The sequence below is a fragment of the Tenacibaculum sp. Mcav3-52 genome (genome assembly GCF_022347665.1).
GTDB classification, from domain to species: Bacteria; Bacteroidota; Bacteroidia; order Flavobacteriales; family Flavobacteriaceae; genus Polaribacter; species Polaribacter mesophilus.
The window spans coordinates 113,207-129,526 of the sequence record NZ_JAKRGE010000005.1 but is presented as its reverse complement, the minus strand read 5'-3'; the positions used below and the strand labels follow the sequence as shown (position 1 = coordinate 129,526).

Here is a 16,320-nt window from a genome sequence, read left to right as displayed (position 1 = left end):
TTAAAGGGAGTAATACCAAACAAGTAAAAAGATAAAAGATTCGTATTGTGTAGAAAATTGTTAGTTTGTTGTATTGAGTATATAATTCTCCATTAAAAAGTCTAAAGAAAACCCTAGTTTTAAATACATTTCTTTAGCCATTTCTGAGGCTTGTAATGTAGCTAACGATAAATTCTGGTCAATGGCTTTGTTCAATGTATGGCGCATAATTTCGGTAGCAAAACCTTGTTTTCTTTTTTCAGGAATAATACCTAAACTGTGCAAGCCAGCAATCGTATTAGTAGTGTATAAAATTACAGTGCCTATAAGCTCTTGTTCAAAATAAACAAGGTAGTAGGGGATGGTTTCTTTAGTTTTTAAAATGGTTGCTGTGCTTATTTCGTAATTAAAGGCTTTAAAAAAAGCGTTGCTCCAAATGTCAGCTTCTTCTGTGTTTTCTACTCTTTTAAAATCGATCTGTCTTTGCGTTTCGAACTTTTCTTTTAGTTCTAAACTCATTCCATATTGTGTAGACTTTAACTGAATTTTAGCGTCAAGTTCCATATTATTTTCTTGACTTGATAGTGTAAATAAAGAAAATGTAAAATACTTATCTTCTCCTAACATTTGTAGCTGTACTTCTTTTAGTTGGTTTTCAGAAGGAGAGAGGTTAGTCCAAATTCTATTAGGCCATTGGGTATTTTCAATATAAGCGCTTTCAAAAGATGTTTCTTTATGATAGCCTTGATATGGAGCCGCAGCAGTTTTCCATAAAGAGGTTAAATTATTAATATTTGATACTATTTTTTTCATTTTGAGTTGATTAAAAGAATACTAATTGCCATGAAAATAATTCCAATACATTTTTTGGTAGTTATAGGCTCAACAGGTAGGTTTAACCAACCAAATTTTCCTGCGAATAACGAAAAAATCAATTGACCACATAAGCCAAAAGCAATCATTTTTGAAATTCCTAGCTTTGGTATGGTGTAAAAATAAAGAGAAATACCAATCATGCTAAAAAGTCCGCCAATAAACCATAAATACCAAGGTACTTGTTGCGCTATAGTTAGTTGAATACTTTCTTCTTTGAATAGAAATATGAATAAACATCCAAAAATAGCACTAGCTATAGAGGTGGCTATAACAGCAATAATAGGTTGCTTTACAATAGCACCTAATTGTGTGTTAAATCCTGCTTGAACAGCTAGTGAAACCCCACCAATAAAGGCCAAAAAGTATAAAAAGAATATTTTCATACTGCAAAGATGGAAAGGAAATAACACCTTTTTCTTTACATATGTTGATTGCTATACAGTTTTTTTTATGCTCTTACGTATTCGGCTTAATTGAGTAGGAGTGATACCTAAGTGAGAGGCAATATAGTGTAACGGTATTCTATTTTCTATGTTTGGATTAGCCTTTACAAAATCAAGATACCGTTCTTTAGCTTCTTTTAAAACAATATCAATTTCTCGTTTCTCTTTATCAATTACCCAGTTCTTTTCAAGATAAGCGATGTAAAAGTTTTGTAAATCTTGGTTTTCTCTAATAAGTTGTCTGTAGGTGTCATACGGAAAATTAATAATGGTTGAGTCTTCTATAACCTCTAAAGAAAACTGAGAAGGTGTATTAGTAAGTGACGATACGACTGAACCTACAAAGTTTTCTGCTAAAAAGATGTTTTTGTGGTATACTGTACCATCTTTATGTAAAAAACAAGAAACTACAGCCCCTTTGTAAAGTACATGAACGTGTTTTGATATTTTACCAAAAGGTAATAAAGTAGTTCCCTTTTTTAAATCATGGATTTTTACAGCCGAAAACAAAGAAGAAATAGTATCGTCACTTACCGTAGCATAACGATTAAAAACGTTTGTTAAAAAGGTTTTATATTCATTAGGTTGATTCATTATTCGTTTAGGTGTTTTTAATTTGAATAATTTGTGCCGCAATACTTACTGCTATTTCCTCAGGGGTTTCACTTTTTATAGAAAGCCCTATAGGTGCGTGAACTTTGTTTAATTCTTCTTGAGTAAATCCTTCATTTTGTAAAACTTCCCACATCGTTTGCAACTTTGCTTTGCTACCTAAAACTCCTAAAAATTGATAGTTATTTTTAATGAGTTTACTCAATACCAACTTGTCATCAGTGTATTTATTGGTCATAATAGCTACATAGCTTGAAGAAGATTCTTCTATGTAGTTTTCAATATCTTTATAATCAATAACCTGTTTTTTATGAGCAGTTTGGTTGTTTTCTAAAGTGTTAAGGTTTTCTCGATTGTCAAAAACCACCACATAAAAACCAAGTTTCACAAAGAGTTCAGAAACTGCAACGCCTACATGACCACCACCAACAATGTATAAGGTTTCTCTAAAGCCGATATGTTCTTTAAAACACCAATCTTCTTTAGAATTGATGTCATACTCAAACTGACTTTCTAGAAGATCAAGAGTAAAATCAAATAAGGAAGGAGATAAGTGTAATGTTCCTTTTTTACCGTGTTGTAAAGAAGAAATAATAGTTGAAATTATTGAAATATGTTTAGCATCTAAGCAATGAAAGGCCACTGTTTGTTCACCAGAACAAATCATCCCCGAACCATCTTTGATATTTCCTTTATGAATTTGTTTTTTGATGAATGTTGGCGGATTCTCTTGTTGTAGTAATTGTTTGGCTTCTTCAACAAGCGAAAACTCCATAACACCACCACCTACAGAACCATAAATAAAATCATCTTCAGCAATTAACATTTTAAAGCCTTTTCGACCTGGAGAACTGCCAAGGTTTTCAATTACTGTTAGGAGGTATACCTTCTGTTTGTTTTGAAGTTTTGTATGTAACTGTTGCCAAAATTCCATAAAAGCTTAGTTAAAAATGGTTTCGCTTAGGGCATAATAAATAGCCATTAGTGCAGAAAAAATAGCACTGGCTAAAAAACGCCAATCGAGTTTTACTTTATTTTGAATGATAAAATTAGCGATAAACGAAATAGGGATGTTTACCAAAAACGACCAACAAGCAACAATGAATAAGTTGCTGGTTATTTGTTCAAAATTTCCAGAAAACAACTTGATAAACAGTAAATGTCTAAAAATCCAAAGTGGATTAAAGTACGCAATCGCTAATATTGTTTTTGCAATGGTTCTTTTGAGTCCGCTATTGTTTGCTGTCTTTTTTTCTATCCAATTAAAATAATTAGGGATTTCAAAAGCATAAACAGTAGCACCAATAAGTACCATCCCGAGAAGTCTGTATATAGAAAACTCGTTTAGTAAAAGGGATGCAATGGTATCTCCAATGCTATAAATTAACGCGCCCTTAAATATATTCTGTTTGGTGTATTGTAGTTTGATAGGTCTTCTATTTTTCATACAATCCCATCAACACTTTTTCGGGTGTAAAAGGAGCGTGGAATTTTAATTTATAATTAGGGTTAAAGGTTTTTACCGCTTGCTGGATGGCAAAATAAGCCCCAATTCCATACATTAATGGAGGTTCACCAACCGCTTTCGATTTTTTAATAGCCATTTGATTTCCTTCCGTTTTTAACGGAATGGTTTCAACTGTTTTGGGAGCTGAAAAAATATCAGGAACCTTGTAGGTAGACAAGGCATTCGATAATAATCGTCCTTCATTATTATAAGAGATTTCTTCCATAGTCATCCAACCAATTCCTTGTGCCAAAGCACCTTCAACTTGCCCTAAATCAATGCCCATATTCATACTTTTACCAAAGTCGTGTACAATTTTTACGCTGTCAATTTCATAATTACCACGGACACAATCTACCGTAACGGTTGTGATAGCAGTACCGTATACATGATAGGCAAACGGATGCCCTTTTTCTTTGGTTTTATCAAAATGAATCACAGGAGTAGCATAATGTGCATTTTCAGATAGCGCCACACGACGTAGCATCGCTTCAGTAATTAAAGCTTCCCATGTTAGCTTTGATTTTTTATTATTTACAAAAACAGCATCTTCTTGAAAAGAGATATTTTCTTTTTTGGTAGAGAGTATGTCAGCGGCAACTTCTGTTAGTCGTTCAACTAACGAATTACAAGCCATTTCAGTTGCTTTTCCGTTAAGGTCGGCAGTTGAACTTGCTGCAGAAGGTGAAGTATTGGCAACGCGTGTAGTGTTCGTGGTTTCCAGTTTTACTTTATGAGGCGAAATTCCTAAAACACTTTGTGCTACTTGTAATATTTTGGTATTTACACTTTGTCCCATTTCTACTGCACCTGTAGAAACACCAACACTTCCATCTTGATAAATATGTACCAAAGCACGTGCATGGTTCATTGGGGTATTGGTAAACGAAATACCAAAAGCAATAGGCATTAATGAAATCCCTTTTTTGTAGCGGTCGTTCTTATTATTGAATTCAGCTACTTCTTGTTCTAACTGTTCAAGTTGATATTGCTCTTTTGCACTAAACCATGAGTTTTGTGCTTGTACTTCAGTAGCAATTTGTCCGTAAGAAAACTCATCATTTTCAGCCAATAAATTTGCTTCTTGTATTTCTCTTTTGTTGATGCCCATTTTATCAGCGGCATCGGCAATAGCACTTTCAATAACAAACATACCTTGCGGACCACCAAAACCACGGAAAGCAGTATTAGGAGGTAGGTTGGTTTTACAACTATACACGGTAGTATGTACATTTGGAACAAAATAGCTATTGGTAGCATGAAACAAAGTTCTCTCGGCAATTGCAGGAGATAAATCAGCTGCAGCACCAGAGTTTTGTAAAAACTCAGCTTCAAAAGCTTTTATTTTTAAGTCTTTGGTTAGTCCTATTTTGTAAAATGATGAATAGGGGTGACGTTTTCCTGTCATACGTAAATCGTCATGGCGATTCAGCATGTATTTAACTGGGCGGTTTAAGTGTTGCACAGCTACAGCTGCCATCACTGCCCAAGGAGTTGCTTGGTCTTCTTTACCTCCAAAACCACCACCTAAACGAATTACATCTACTTCAATTTTATGCATTGGAATACCTAAAACCTTGGCTGCTGTTTTTTGAACAGCGGTAGGGCCTTGAGTTGATGAGGTAATTTTTATATTCCCGTTTTCTTGAGGAACCGCATAGCAACCTTGTGTTTCGAGGTATAAATGCTCTTGTCCGTTCGAAAAAGTTTCGCCTTCAAATACATATTCACATTCGGTAAAAGCATTTTGGGTATTTCCTAAGTTAAATGAACGAGGAGCATTGATAAAACTACCTTTTTCTTTGGCTTCTTTTGCGGTTGTGATTACAGGAAGTTCTTCAATATCTATGGTAATTAAGGCTCTAGCTTTTTTAGCAATAGCTTCACTTTTTGCAACAATAAAAGCAATCGGTTGTCCCCAAAAATGGACTTCATCTTCTGCCCATAAGGGTTCATCGGGAATGATGCCTCCAATTTGATTTTCTCCTAAGACATCTTTATAGGTAAATATTTTTACTACACCTTCTAGCTCTTCTGCTTTTGAATAATCTACCGATTTGATTTTTCCATGTGCTTTTGGCGAGTCGAACACCAAGCCGAATAAGGTATCCTGTCTTAGCATTAAATCGTCAACAAATAACGATTCCCCTCTAACATGTGTAAAGCTGTCAATGTTTTTCATCGTCTTCATTAGGCAATCAATTTTTTAAGTTCTACATGATTTGGGAATAGTTCTAAAAAGTGAGCAAAAAATAATTGTCTTGCCAACAATCGCTTATAGTCAGCAGTTCCACGAACATCGCTAATAGGCGAAATTTCTGACTGTAAAATAGCTTCTGCTTCTTTTATAGTTTCAGAATTGATTGTTTTTCCTATTAAAAAGGTGTTGGTATCGGATAAATATTTTGGAATAGCGGCTACACCTCCTAAAGAAAAATGTGCATCTGTAATTGTGTTATTTTTTAGTGTAATTCTTCCTGCCGAATTTACACTAGCAATATCTAAATGTGTTCGTTTGCTTACTTTCTCAAAATTGAAAAAGTCTTCTGCTTGTGGAACTTTGAATTGTATTGATTGTAAGATTTCACCTTCGTGTAAATCATACTTTTTATAGTCTTGATGAAATTCTTGAAATGGAATTTGTCGCACGTTTCCATCTTCTTTTTGAATGGTTAAGGTTGAATTTAATGCTAAAAAGAAAATAGACATGTCGCCAATAGGAGAGGCGTTTACAAAGTTACCACCGATGGTTCCCATGTTTCTGATTTGCTCAGAAGAAACAAGTTTCAAAAATTGTTTTAGTTTAGGAAAGAGGGTTTGTAATTGTTTGCTTTCTGCTATTTCGGTCACTGTTGTATTAGCACCTAGTGCACAAAATCCTTCGGTAAAAGAAATTTCTTTTAAAGCGTTTTTATCGGTTAATAAATGTACATCTTCTTCCGCCATTTTATCAGCATGCTGTACATAAATATCGGTTCCGTTAGCTACTTTTATTCCCGTTTTTTCAAAGGTTTTTGGTTGTATTTGTGCTAATTTTTCAGGGATAGTTTCAAAATAATTAGGAATAAAACCTTCTTTGATTAGCCAGTCGATTTGATGGTTCTTATCTTTTTGTTGTAGTTTTTGTTCTATTTCAAAACCAGCTTTTTCAATCGATTTATATCCTGTGCAACGACAAATGTTTCCGCTGACAGCATCGTTACAAGAAGTTGTTTGTTTACTGTCAAGAGCATAACCAGTCATAGAAACCACAAATCCTGGTGTGCAAAAACCACATTGTGTCGCATAATTATCGGCCATTGCTTTTTGAACGGTATTCAGTTCTTTTGGTAAATTGATACCTTCTACCGTAACGATATGTTTTCCGTTAGCATTCCCTAAAGGAGAAATACACGAAGTTATACTTTGATAGTTAAGGCTACCGTTTTTTTGTTCACCGATTAGAACGGTACAAGCACCACAATCACCTTCACGACATCCTATTTTTGTACCTTTTAACTGTTGATGTTCTCGAATAAAATCGAGTAGGGTAATACCAGCGTTTGCTGTAGTTTTTATTACCTGATTATTTAATATAAATTGTATCATAAGCAGAATGCAAGATACGAAAATGTAACGTTAGGTGAAAAGTGAGGAGCTTTGATTTTTAATTGTCACTAATTTTATTATCAAAACTGATAGCAATAAAAAAGCCTCCAAATTTTTGGAGGCTTTTTATATATTTTAAGAAAAATATTAAGCAAATAAGCTGTCTATTTTTTCTTTTTCTTCTTGTGCTAAAGCAGGATCTACTAAAATACGACCACTGTGCTCGTCAATTGTAATTTTCTTACGGTTAGCAATCTCTAATTGTACCTGTGGTGGAATAGTGAAGAAAGAACCTCCTGCAGCTCCACGCTCAATAGCAACAACAGCTAAACCGTTTCTTACTTTAGTTCTAATTCTTTTGTATGCCGTTAATAAGTGCTTGTCAATAGATTGAGAAAATTCTTCAGACTTTTCTTTTAATAATTGCTCTTCTTTCTCAGTCTCTTTTAAGATAGCATCTAATTCACCTTTTTTGTGAGCTAAATGTGCTTCTTGCTTAGCTAATTTTTCTTTGGTGTTATCAATAACCTCTTTCTTTTGAGCAATTTTAGCTTTGTATTCTTTAATTCTCTTTTCAGATAATTGAATTTCTAGCTCTTGGTACTCAATTTCTTTAGATAAAGAGTCGAATTCACGGTTATTACGAACATTTTTTTGTTGTTCTTCGTATTTAGTAATTAAGTTTTTAGATTCTTCAATCGCTAACTTTTTGTTACTAATGTCAGTTTCTAAATTTTTAACATCCTCAGCTAAATTAGAAAGTCTCTTGTTTAATCCGGCAACTTCATCTTCTAAATCTTCAACTTCTAAAGGTAATTCACCGCGAACGTTTCTAATCTCGTCAATTCTAGAATCGATTAACTGTAAATCGTATAACGCTCTTAATTTTTCTTCTACCGTTACTTCTTTTTTTGCCATCTGTTAAATATAGTGTATTGGATTTGTACTCTTTTCGCTTAAAATAATTGCAAAAGTACTAAATTTTTTGCTAAGATAATCAACTAAAAGGTTTTTTGTAAACTGCTCGCTTTCATAATGTCCTACATCTGTAAGTAAGATTCTTTTTTCAGCTTTAAAAAATTCATGGTATTTAAAATCAGCACTTATATAGACATCTGCACTTGCTCGTATGGCATTTTTAATAGCAAAACTTCCTGAACCTCCTAGTACTGCAACTTTTTTAATAGGTTTGTCAAGTAATTCTGAATGTCGTACACAACCAGTTTTAAAGGTTTCTTTTACAAATAATAAAAAGTCTTTTTCATTCATCGCCGAAGGTAGTTCTCCAATCATTCCCATACCGACGTTTTGGTTTTGGTTATCTAAGATAATGACTTCGTAAGCAACTTCTTCATATGGATGGTTTTTAAAGAGAGCGGAAAGTATTTTTCCTTCTAAATAAGAATCGAATGTTACTGTAATGCAGGTTTCTTCTTCAAACATCAATTTACCCTTTTCACCAACAGTAGGGTTTGAGTTTTCATTGCCTTTATAACTTCCTTTTCCTTCTACATTAAAAGAACAGTTATCATAATTACCAATATTACCTGCGCCAGCTTCAAATAATTTTTCACGAAGATTATTAGCTTCTGCAAAAGGAACATAAGTAGTTAGTTTTTTTATGATTCCTTTTTTTGGAATTAAGGTTTTCATGTTTTCTAATCCCAAAACTTCTCCCATTTTAGCTGAAACTCCATTATTAACATTATCTAGAGCGGTATGTGTAGCATAAATAGCAATATTGTGCTGAATAGCTTTCAGCACAACACGTTCTACATAATTGTTACCGTTAATTTTTTTTAATCCGCTAAACACAATTGGATGAAAACTTACAATAAGATTACAGTTATTAGCAATTGCTTCATCTACAGTTTCTTCAAGGGTATCTAGGGTAACTAAAATTCCTGTAACTTTAGTACTGTAATTACCTATTAATAAACCAACATTGTCAAAATCTTCAGCATACGAAAGCGGAGCTAATTGTTCAATGTAGTTGGTGACGTCTTTTATTTGCATTTGGGTAAGTTTCAAAGTATTAATATAGCAAAGTTACAAAGTAGAAAAATGAAAATAAAAGTATCCTGTAGATTAATGCTTAAATTATTACTTTTGATGTAATGAAGCTACTTCGATTTTTATTATTTCCGTTTGCTGTTTTGTATGATGTAATTACGAGGATTCGTAATTGGTTTTTTAATGTAGGTATTTTAAAATCTACTTCTTTTGATATTCCTGTAATTGCTGTTGGTAATTTGAGTGTAGGAGGAACAGGAAAATCTCCACAGATTGAATATTTGATACGATTACTGAAAGATGATTATAATACTGCTGTTTTAAGTCGTGGATATAAACGTAAAACAGAAGGATTTCAGTTAGTAAATGACAAACATACTGCAGAAGATGTAGGTGATGAACCTTTACAGTTTTATAAGAAGTTTAAAAAAGATGTTACCATAGCTGTGGATGCTGATAGAACTAATGGAATTCAACAGTTGTTACACCACAATAATCCGCCAGAAGTAGTGTTGTTGGATGATGCTTATCAGCATAGAAAAGTAACGGCGAGTAGCTATATTTTACTAACCAAGTATAACGATTTATTTGTAGATGATTTTGTATTGCCTACAGGGAATTTGCGAGAAAGTAGGAGAGGAGCTAAACGGGCTAGTGTGATTGTGGTTACGAAATGTCCTGAGAATTTATCGAAGACAGAACAAGAAAAGATAGTGAGAAAACTCAATCCGAAGCCATATCAAAAAGTGTTCTTTACAACGATTGCTTACGATGAGAATTTAAAAGGAACAAAAGAGTTAACAATTGATGATTTGCAGGATAAAGAAGTTTTGTTAGTAACAGGAATTGCGAATCCGACTCCTTTATTGAATTTTTTGAAAGAAAAGAAAGTAAGTTTCAAGCATCTAAACTTTCCTGACCATCATAATTTCACGAATCAGGATATTACAACTATTAAGAAAAACTTTGATGAATTGCGATCTCAAGAAAAAATTATACTAACTACCGAAAAGGATTATATGCGTTTAGAAGGAAAGGTTGACTCTCTTAATTATATCTCTATAAAAAGTCATTTTATAAGAGAAGAGAAAGCTTTTAATTCTTTAATGTTGGATGAAATAAAGAAAGTGAATTAAATTACTCGTTCGTCAGCTTTGTATGCGCCACGACGGTGTAATATCCATTGAGCTTCATCCAGTGGATTTACTCCTTTAAAGTCTCTCGATTTTCCTTCTCCTTCAGGGCATACATCATAGCCATGAAAAACCATTCGTAAACGTATACGACCACTACAAATAGTATTCAATTTAATACTTAAATCTAAAGAAGTGGCTACGGGAATTGTTCCTGTAAGATGCAGCATTTCATTTTGAAAAGAAGGGGAGTTAATAGTAGCTCTTCTTGTCGTAAGTTCTGAAATAATTTTACTTAAAAACTCTTCATTGGTTTTTATTTCAAAGCGAACTAACGGTTCTAGTAAATGTGTTCCGCCAGCTTGTAAACCTTTCATAATTCCCATTGGAGTAGCTAAATTAAAATCACCAGGTCTTGAATGAACATTATGATCTTCTCCTTTAATCAATGTTATTTTTATATCGGTAACTTCCCAACCGAGTAAACCTTGTTCTAAAGCCTTCGGAATAGTCCTCGCTATTTCATTTTGATATTTATTATGAATATCGTTTTTAGAAACAATAGATTGATAACTAACACCAGAATTTAAAGGAGCGGGTTCAATCAAAAAAGTCATAATTGCCCAACAAGGCTTAGGCATCCAATAACAAACATAACCTTCTGCAGCTTTGCTTATGGTTTCTTTGTAAACAATTTGAGGTTCTGTAAAAGTAGCAGGGATTGAAAATCGTTCTAATAAAACATGTGTAAGTACTTCAATTTGCATATCTCCCATTAGTAATAACAACAGTTCTTTTTCGGGTTTATGCCATTTGAATTGTAGCGTTGGATCTTCTCTGTCTATGATTTGTAAAGCCTGCGCTAAAGCATTGTAATCTTTATTGTTATCAGGTATCACTTGTACACTCAAGACGGGAGTATTTAATTCGGGGAGCTTAGGAATTCCTTCGGGGCTGCCAAGAATATCTCCTGTTTTTGTATCAACAACACCTGTAATAATTCCTATATCACCTGCTTTAATAGTAGTGTCTATGTGTTTGGTATGATGAAAAACCTTCGATTGGTTTATTTTAGTTTCTACGGCTTGGGTATGATTGTAAATAACAGACTTAGAAGATAACTCACCCGAAAAAACCTTTACATGTGCCATGACACCATGAGTTTTATGATGCTCTAACTTGTATACATAAGCAGAAGTTTCTTGTGTGGCAGTATTCTTATCTGGTTTAATGAAACTTGTTAAACCATCTAATAGCTCTTTTACACCAATGTTGTTTTTAGCAATTCCTGTAAATACAGGTGAAATCAAAGCTTTGGAAGTGTTTTTTACAATAGTTTTTATATAGACATCATCAGTAATGGTGTGACCATTTAAGTATTGTTCTAACAGGTTTTCATCGGTTTCAATTAACTCTTCTAAAATGGCTTCTTTTTGTTCTTTGGTAGCCGAACTATTATGAAAAATGGGATTAATACAAGCAGTGTCCAATCCTTCATGATGACTGGTATAGATAGACACAGTTTTAATTTGAAGCTCATCTTTTATTTGTTCTAAAACATTCTCTGTATCTGCTCCTTGTCGGTCAATTTTATTAATGAAAATTATTGTAGGAATTTTCAGTTTTTGCAAAGCATCTGCAATAGTTAAGGTATGAGCTTGTACACCTTCAACAGCTGAAATAACTAAAACAACAGCATCTACCACACATAATGTTCTTGCAACTTCACTAGAAAAATCTACGTGTCCAGGAGTATCTATCAGATTGACTTTGGTGTCATTCCAAATAAAAGAAGTGGTAGCTGCTTTTATGGAAATTCCACGTTCTTTTTCCAGTGCTAAACTGTCAGTAACAGTAGAACCTTTATCTACACTCCCTATATTTCTTATAGCTCCTGTATGGTATAATAAATGTTCGGTTAAGGTAGTTTTACCAGCATCAACATGTGCTAAAATTCCTATGTTAAGAGTGTTGGAATATTCCATTAATCAGTAATATCTTATAAAGATAGAGGTAGTTTGTTAAAATTGCTCTTTTGCTTCAGTTCGTAGTTGTTTAATGTCTTGTTCGTCTTTACGTGGACAAATAACTAATACATCATCTTTTTCTACAATAATAAAATCTTGTAATCCTTGAACTACTACTTTTTTACCATTTTTAGTACTAACCATATTCCCGTTGGCATCTTTAAAAATAGTTGTAGCTCCAACTGTTGCGTTTTGATGAGTGTCTTTATCAAGTTTGTTATATAAAGAACCCCAAGTACCTAAATCATCCCAACCAAAATCTACAGGGAGTACGTGTACCTTTTCAGAGCGTTCCATAATTCCGAAGTCGATAGAAATATTCTCGCACTTCTCATAGTTGCTTTTAATAAAATCATCTTCGAAATTAGTGTTGTACACGTTATCTTCGGTTTCTAAAATGTTTACCATTTCAGGAAGATGTTTTTTAAAGGAATGTAAAATGCTAGAAACAGACCAAACAAAAATACCAGCATTCCATAAATAGTCGCCACTCGCTAAAAACTGAGTAGCTTTTTCTAGATTAGGTTTTTCGGTAAACGTTTGTACCTTTTTTATTTCAGAAGTATTTTCTTCAAATTGAATATAGCCATACCCCGTATTTGGGTGATTCGGTTGTATTCCTAGAGTCATTAATATGTCTTCCTTTGAGCAAGCGTTAAAAGAAGTTTCTATGTTTTTAAGGAATTCGGTTTCGTTTTCTATCCAGTGATCTGATGGGGCTACTAACATCACAGCATTTTCATTTTGCTGACGGATTTTTAATGCAGCATATAAAATACAAGGAGCTGTGTTGCGCATTGTAGGTTCAAGAAGTAGTTGTTCTGAGCTAATCTCAGGAAGTTGTTTTAATATTAATTCTTTATAACGTTGATTCGTAGCAATTAAAATATTCTTAGAAGGAACTAATTGATTGATCCTGTAAAAGGTTTTTTGTAATAAAGATTCTCCAGTTCCTAATAAATCATGAAATTGTTTAGGATTGTTTTCTGTACTTACAGGCCAAAGACGAGAACCTACGCCACCAGCCATAATTACTGCGTAATAATTATTCTTCATAAGAATTTTAAGTTTTTATTAATTCAATTTCTGCGTTTTGATTGAATAAGTAGGTTTTTTTATTGTTTAAATTTAAGCATTCATAACGAGTTCTTCGTTTATTTCCTCTCTTATATAAAATATTTTTAAATTTAAAAACACTCCCTACAGGCACTTCAAATATAAAATGCTTTCCATTTTCTGCTTTACCTCCTCGTAGAGCTAACGATAAGTTTGTATCGGTATCTGTACTGGCTTTTGGATTTTTTAAATAATTGGCTAAATATGGCAGAATATTTTTTGGATAAATTTCTGGCTGTAAAAAAGGTAACATTAAATGTTGAAAAACTGTTTTCCATTCTTTACCATGAGGTTGTACTCTTCCAAATTTTTGATACGTAACATGATGTGCAATTTCATGAATTAACGTCAGTAAAAATTGATAAGGGTTTAAGTTGTTATTTACTGTAATTTGCATGTGACCATTTGGTAAGCGACGAAAATCACCATGTTTGGTTTGGCGTTCACTTACTATTTTCAAATTGATTTTATGCTCAATAATTAAATATTCAACTAATGGAATTGCTTCTTTGGGGATGTATTTAATTAGTGTTTTTTTCAAAAGTCAGTTCGAGCGGTTTTTATTTTGAAATAAAATGAAAAAATAAAAAATTGTATCGAGAATTAACTAATACTTCTAGATACAATTTTCTTTTCAGTTATGTTAAACGAAAATCATTAAAAGTGATACACGTTATTTTATTATGGAGTAGAGCTTGAAACCTGTAGCACTTTTCCGTTATAATATTTATTACCAGTTAAAGCAAAATCAAAAATATAATTAGCCATTTCTTTAGCAGATAATGGAGCTTCATAACCAGGGAAAGCCTCTTCTAACATCTCTGTTTGTACAGCGCCTAAGGCTAATACATTAAAAGCTATTTGTTGTTCTTTGTATTCTTCTGCTAATAGTTCTGATAAGGTAATTACAGCACCTTTGGCAGAGCTATAGGCAGCTAATCCAGGAAATTTCATGCTTCCTTGAATTCCACCCATACTACTCACTGTTACCACATGACTCCCTTTTTGCATAAACGGTAGAAGGGTTTTAGTCAATTCAGCAACTGCAAAAACATTCACTTTATAAACCTCTTCAAAATCTTGCGTAGTTAGTTGTTCAAAAGGTTTGTTAACCAACTTTCCTGCATTATTGATAAGGATATCTACCTCTTTCCATTTAGTTGAAACAAATTCAACTGCTTTTTGTAAATCTCTTTCGTTCGATAAATTAACAGAGATAATAGTGATGTTTGGGTGGCTAACCAGTTCTAAAGGTTTTGTGTTTCTTGATAAGGCTAATACTTGATGTCCTTGATTAGCAAACTGCTGTGCTAATTCAAAACCAATACCTCTACTAGTTCCTGTAATAACAACGTTCTTCATGTAATTGTCAAAATTTAAAAAGGCAAGCTACATAAAAATCACTACATTTATTGTTTAATCATTCTTAAATTATCATGAAAAAAAGACTTTTTTTAGCGGTTCTCCTAACAATGTCAATCACAACATTTGCTCAAAATACCTATATATTTTGTGGGAAATTAATTGATACAGAAAAAGGTAAAATAAAAGAACAACAAACTATAATTGTAAAAGGTAACAAGATTATTGATGTGTTAAAAGGATATGTGAACCCTGAAAACACTGATGATATAACGATAGATTTGAAAGATAAGGTGGTAATGCCTGGATTGATTGATATGCATGTGCATATTGAAAGTGAACATAGTCCGAAAACAAGACTGGAAAAATATATTTTGAATGATGCTGATAGAGCTTATAACTCAGTTAAGTTTGCCGAAACCACTTTGTTAAACGGCTTTACCACGGTAAGAGATTTGGGAGGAACAGGGGTTAATATTTCTTTAGCTAAAGCAATTAAAGCGGGAAAAATTGTAGGTCCGAGAGTGTTTACTGCGGGGAAATCTTTAGCAACGACAGGAGGGCATGCAGACCCAACAAATGGAAGCAGTAGAAAGCTAATAGGAAACCCTGGGCCAAAAGAAGGAGTGGTAAATTCGGTAGAAGATGCTCGAAAAGCGGTTAGACAGCGTTACAAAAATGGAGCAGATTGTATAAAAATTACAGCTACAGGAGGCGTATTAAGTGTGGCCAAAAGCGGAGACAATCCGCAGTTTACTATTGAGGAAATAAAAGCAATTTGTGAAACAGCTAAAGATTACGGAATGCATGTAGCGGCTCATGCTCATGGAGATGAAGGAATGCAACGCGCTATAATTGGAGGGGTAAAAACGATTGAACATGGAACTTATATGAGTGATGAAACAATGGAGTTGATGAAAAAATACGATGCATATTTGGTACCAACTATTACAGCTGGAAAAGAAGTAGAAGAGAAGGCTAAAGTAAAAGGCTTTTATCCAGAAATTGTAGTGCCTAAAGCATTAGCTGTTGGTCCACAAATACAAGGAACTTTTGGAAGAGCTTATAAAAAGGGTGTAAAAATAGCTTTTGGTACTGATGCAGGAGTTTTTAAACATGGTAAGAATGGAAAAGAGTTTGGGTACATGGTTGAAGCAGGAATGCCTGCTATAGAAACGATACAGTCTGCAACAGTGACTAATGCAGCATTATTAGGCATGAAAAATGAGTTAGGACAGATTAAAAAAGGGTTTGTAGCAGATATCATTGCAGTAGGAGAAGATCCTATTCAAAATATTCATACGATGGAAAAAGTAGTTTTTGTGATGAAAGGTGGGAGGGTTTATAAAGAAATTATGAATTGAAAAACAGTACGTTAAAAATAAAAAGGAATGCTCAGCATTCCTTTTTTTATAGATATATATCTATAGTATTGCCCCCCGACAAATATTTTGATGTTTAGTGATTTCTTTTTTTAAAAAGAGCTATTCAATTTTATTAATAAAGAATAGCTCTTAACTAACCAAACTTATTAATTTATTTTATTACTATGAATGAAACAAATACACTACAAATATATTTTAGATTCTATGCTCTTTTACTTTTAATTCGATGAATGGAGTGTTTTTTAGGTTGAGAAGAAGCCTACTACAGATAAGTTATGT

The 16,320-nt window shown here is 33.3% G+C and carries 15 protein-coding genes; 2 read left to right on the top strand and 13 right to left on the bottom strand.

Annotated features, from left to right (window positions below):
* Positions 1–60: 60 nt before the first annotated feature.
* From MHM83_RS13500 to MHM83_RS13460, 9 genes are all read right to left on the bottom strand, one after another.
* Positions 61–792, bottom strand: coding sequence for a GNAT family N-acetyltransferase (locus tag MHM83_RS13500; RefSeq protein WP_239180297.1), 732 nt, complete (start codon positions 790–792; stop codon positions 61–63).
* Positions 789–1,238 carry a DMT family transporter gene (locus tag MHM83_RS13495; protein WP_047789591.1) on the bottom strand — a complete coding sequence of 150 codons (450 nt, stop codon included), beginning with the start codon at positions 1,236–1,238 and terminating at the stop codon, positions 789–791. Before MHM83_RS13495 ends, MHM83_RS13500 begins: the two co-directional genes overlap by 4 nt.
* A gap of 51 nt (positions 1,239–1,289) precedes the next feature.
* Positions 1,290–1,892, bottom strand: a complete 603-nt coding sequence (locus tag MHM83_RS13490) for a Crp/Fnr family transcriptional regulator (RefSeq protein ID WP_239180295.1) — start codon at positions 1,890–1,892, stop codon at positions 1,290–1,292.
* Between the two features lie 7 nt (positions 1,893–1,899).
* Positions 1,900–2,844, bottom strand: coding sequence for an XdhC family protein (locus MHM83_RS13485; protein WP_239180293.1), 945 nt, complete (start codon positions 2,842–2,844; stop codon positions 1,900–1,902).
* Between the two features lie 6 nt (positions 2,845–2,850).
* On the bottom strand, positions 2,851–3,357 hold the full coding sequence (locus MHM83_RS13480; RefSeq protein ID WP_239180291.1) for a hypothetical protein: 507 nt from the start codon (positions 3,355–3,357) through the stop codon (positions 2,851–2,853).
* A complete protein-coding gene (locus tag MHM83_RS13475) occupies positions 3,347–5,608 on the bottom strand; it encodes a xanthine dehydrogenase molybdopterin binding subunit (protein ID WP_239180289.1) in 2,262 nt (753 codons plus the stop codon). Before MHM83_RS13475 ends, MHM83_RS13480 begins: the two co-directional genes overlap by 11 nt.
* Entirely contained in the window at positions 5,608–7,005 is a 1,398-nt protein-coding gene (locus MHM83_RS13470; RefSeq protein ID WP_239180287.1) for an FAD binding domain-containing protein, read from the bottom strand. Before MHM83_RS13470 ends, MHM83_RS13475 begins: the two co-directional genes overlap by 1 nt.
* A gap of 147 nt (positions 7,006–7,152) precedes the next feature.
* On the bottom strand, positions 7,153–7,923 hold the full coding sequence (locus MHM83_RS13465; RefSeq protein ID WP_047789597.1) for a zinc ribbon domain-containing protein: 771 nt from the start codon (positions 7,921–7,923) through the stop codon (positions 7,153–7,155).
* Between the two features lie 3 nt (positions 7,924–7,926).
* A complete protein-coding gene (locus MHM83_RS13460) occupies positions 7,927–9,021 on the bottom strand; it encodes a Nif3-like dinuclear metal center hexameric protein (RefSeq protein WP_239180285.1) in 1,095 nt (364 codons plus the stop codon).
* Between the two features lie 101 nt (positions 9,022–9,122).
* Between MHM83_RS13460 and lpxK the strand changes: the two genes are divergently transcribed.
* On the top strand, positions 9,123–10,154 hold the full coding sequence (gene lpxK / locus MHM83_RS13455; protein ID WP_239180283.1) for a tetraacyldisaccharide 4'-kinase: 1,032 nt from the start codon (positions 9,123–9,125) through the stop codon (positions 10,152–10,154).
* Here the strand turns inward: lpxK and MHM83_RS13450 are convergent.
* The 4 genes from MHM83_RS13450 to MHM83_RS13435 all read right to left on the bottom strand — a co-directional run bounded on the left by MHM83_RS13450 (position 10,151) and on the right by MHM83_RS13435 (position 14,656).
* Positions 10,151–12,136: a GTP-binding protein gene (locus MHM83_RS13450; protein ID WP_239180281.1), complete on the bottom strand. Its 1,986-nt coding sequence runs from the start codon at positions 12,134–12,136 to the stop codon at positions 10,151–10,153. The genes lpxK and MHM83_RS13450 overlap by 4 nt on opposite strands.
* A 36-nt stretch (positions 12,137–12,172) precedes the next feature.
* Positions 12,173–13,234, bottom strand: a complete 1,062-nt coding sequence (locus MHM83_RS13445; protein WP_073183304.1) for a mannose-1-phosphate guanylyltransferase — start codon at positions 13,232–13,234, stop codon at positions 12,173–12,175.
* A 7-nt stretch (positions 13,235–13,241) separates the two neighbouring features.
* Positions 13,242–13,835: a SprT-like domain-containing protein gene (locus MHM83_RS13440; RefSeq protein ID WP_047789602.1), complete on the bottom strand. Its 594-nt coding sequence runs from the start codon at positions 13,833–13,835 to the stop codon at positions 13,242–13,244.
* 140 nt (positions 13,836–13,975) lie between these two features.
* Positions 13,976–14,656, bottom strand: a complete 681-nt coding sequence (locus MHM83_RS13435) for an SDR family NAD(P)-dependent oxidoreductase (protein WP_159611820.1) — start codon at positions 14,654–14,656, stop codon at positions 13,976–13,978.
* Between the two features lie 74 nt (positions 14,657–14,730).
* Here MHM83_RS13435 and MHM83_RS13430 point away from each other — a divergent pair, with 74 nt between their 5' ends.
* Positions 14,731–16,020, top strand: a complete 1,290-nt coding sequence (locus MHM83_RS13430) for a metal-dependent hydrolase family protein (protein WP_159611818.1) — start codon at positions 14,731–14,733, stop codon at positions 16,018–16,020.
* Positions 16,021–16,320: the final 300 nt, after the last annotated feature.

Bases quoted from the DNA above. Each gene is read 5' to 3' on its own strand.
- MHM83_RS13500 (WP_239180297.1), bottom strand. From the start codon at position 792: ATGAAAAAAATAGTATCAAATATTAATAATTTAACCTCTTTATGGAAA.
- MHM83_RS13495 (WP_047789591.1), bottom strand. From the start codon at position 1,238: ATGAAAATATTCTTTTTATACTTTTTGGCCTTTATTGGTGGGGTTTCA.
- MHM83_RS13490 (WP_239180295.1), bottom strand. From the start codon at position 1,892: ATGAATCAACCTAATGAATATAAAACCTTTTTAACAAACGTTTTTAAT.
- MHM83_RS13485 (WP_239180293.1), bottom strand. From the start codon at position 2,844: ATGGAATTTTGGCAACAGTTACATACAAAACTTCAAAACAAACAGAAG.
- MHM83_RS13480 (WP_239180291.1), bottom strand. From the start codon at position 3,357: ATGAAAAATAGAAGACCTATCAAACTACAATACACCAAACAGAATATA.
- MHM83_RS13475 (WP_239180289.1), bottom strand. From the start codon at position 5,608: ATGAAGACGATGAAAAACATTGACAGCTTTACACATGTTAGAGGGGAA.
- MHM83_RS13470 (WP_239180287.1), bottom strand. From the start codon at position 7,005: ATGATACAATTTATATTAAATAATCAGGTAATAAAAACTACAGCAAAC.
- MHM83_RS13465 (WP_047789597.1), bottom strand. From the start codon at position 7,923: ATGGCAAAAAAAGAAGTAACGGTAGAAGAAAAATTAAGAGCGTTATAC.
- MHM83_RS13460 (WP_239180285.1), bottom strand. From the start codon at position 9,021: ATGCAAATAAAAGACGTCACCAACTACATTGAACAATTAGCTCCGCTT.
- lpxK (WP_239180283.1), top strand. From the start codon at position 9,123: ATGAAGCTACTTCGATTTTTATTATTTCCGTTTGCTGTTTTGTATGAT.
- MHM83_RS13450 (WP_239180281.1), bottom strand. From the start codon at position 12,136: ATGGAATATTCCAACACTCTTAACATAGGAATTTTAGCACATGTTGAT.
- MHM83_RS13445 (WP_073183304.1), bottom strand. From the start codon at position 13,234: ATGAAGAATAATTATTACGCAGTAATTATGGCTGGTGGCGTAGGTTCT.
- MHM83_RS13435 (WP_159611820.1), bottom strand. From the start codon at position 14,656: ATGAAGAACGTTGTTATTACAGGAACTAGTAGAGGTATTGGTTTTGAA.
- MHM83_RS13430 (WP_159611818.1), top strand. From the start codon at position 14,731: ATGAAAAAAAGACTTTTTTTAGCGGTTCTCCTAACAATGTCAATCACA.